We start from the raw sequence: 1,446 nt of genomic DNA on the forward strand, positions 1-1,446 counted from the left end.
AATGCGCGTGATTACAATCGCCAACTGGTTGAAGCGATGATCAAAGTGAAGGCGCTAAATAAGATCAACACCCTTGGTCTGCCTAAATATCAGTAAGTTAAGTGAGTTTATTAGAGAGCTGCATTTGATCAACAAGGCCTACGATAGAAGAAAAAAATAAAGCTGATCAATTAGATAAGCTTTCAGCCAACCTTAAGAAAACAATAGATGATTACTACACCCCATTAATCGAAAAAGAAGAAGAAGAGTTAGCACAGTTATCAAAACCGACTACTGAGGCTGAAGATTCAGAAGGCACACTTAGCAGTGGGAAAATTGCGCTATTTAGTGACTTATCATCTAGCACTGTAGAGCAACTTGAAGCTTATAGAAATAGCTTAGAAAGTGTTGAGTGGCTCATAAAAAATAATTCAGATTATGAAAAGCTAAAATTTAATTACTTTTTAAATAAAATGACAACAGAGCGAATTGAGCAACTTGAGAATTATTTAAAAGTTGGCTTAGTTGAAAATTATGAAGAGCTAGCAAAAAAGCTAAATAAACATAGTTTTATTTGGCATAAGGCAAAGAAAAAAGCTGATAGCTACAGTAAGTTAATTAAATTATTTGATAATAAACCAAATAGCCTTAGCGAAGATATTTTAAATACCTACAAAGAAAACTTTCCTTCAAGCTATGATGTATTCACAACTGATATAGCTTTATTTTTAAGTTTGTCTAAGGCAAAGAGTTCGCTGGGCTCTTTACTCATTAAAATCGATGACAGTAGAAAAAATCTTTTATCTCACTACAAAGAACATATTGGTTATGATGAAGAAAAAAAATGTCAAGATATACCTTGCCCATTATGTGGGGATATTAAGCCAACAGGACAAGCTTTACTTAATGAATATGAAGAACAATCGAAGTTTTTCTCTGAACAATTAGGAGATAATGATAAGTCACTTAAGATAGTAACTGAAAAATTAATAACAGGCCTTATTGTCCCTTCTATTACCAAAATGAGAAACTATCTCTCTAAGTATCAAGATTATTTAAACTTTGATTTAACAAATGTAAATAATCATAAAAATCTAGAAAAATCTGATTTCCAGAGCATGATGAAAATAAGAACGTGGCTTGAATCCAACATTGGAGACTGTACTCATTTTATAGACAAAAAGTTATTGGAAGTTAATGAAAATTATCACGAAAAAAAAGAGCTACTTATTACTTTTATTAACAGCCACAAAAAGCAACTTTCAAATGAGCCGCTAAAAGAGTATCTACAATTAAAACAAGATCTAAAAACGTTAGGTTTAGTGTCGCGAATTCAACCCCGAAGTGCACCACTCGCTAAATTAGGCCGCATTGCGTAATTCGTTAAACACAACGACAGGCTGTTTGTAACCTAGGCACTTTCTAGGTCTGGCGTTTAGCGCACGTTCTATATCGGCCACCTGCTTA

Annotated in this window: 1 protein-coding gene and 1 pseudogene; one reads left to right on the top strand and one right to left on the bottom strand. The window is 33.2% G+C overall.

The genetic code is table 11. From position 1 onward, the window contains the following. Positions 1 to 452 precede the first annotated feature (452 nt). Positions 453 to 1,358: a hypothetical protein gene (locus JIG41_RS11560; protein WP_199524767.1), complete on the top strand. Its 906-nt coding sequence runs from the start codon at positions 453 to 455 to the stop codon at positions 1,356 to 1,358. Here JIG41_RS11560 and JIG41_RS11565 read toward each other — a convergent pair. Beyond that, a pseudogene (locus tag JIG41_RS11565) lies at positions 1,341 to 1,446 on the bottom strand (IS30 family transposase); the annotation flags it as partial. The gene JIG41_RS11560 and the pseudogene JIG41_RS11565 overlap by 18 nt on opposite strands.

This window comes from Pseudoalteromonas sp. bablab_jr011, assembly GCF_016464045.1.
Classification (GTDB): Bacteria; Pseudomonadota; Gammaproteobacteria; order Enterobacterales; family Alteromonadaceae; genus Pseudoalteromonas; species Pseudoalteromonas lipolytica.

Bases quoted from the DNA above. Each gene is read 5' to 3' on its own strand.
- JIG41_RS11560 (WP_199524767.1), top strand. From the start codon at position 453: ATGACAACAGAGCGAATTGAGCAACTTGAGAATTATTTAAAAGTTGGC.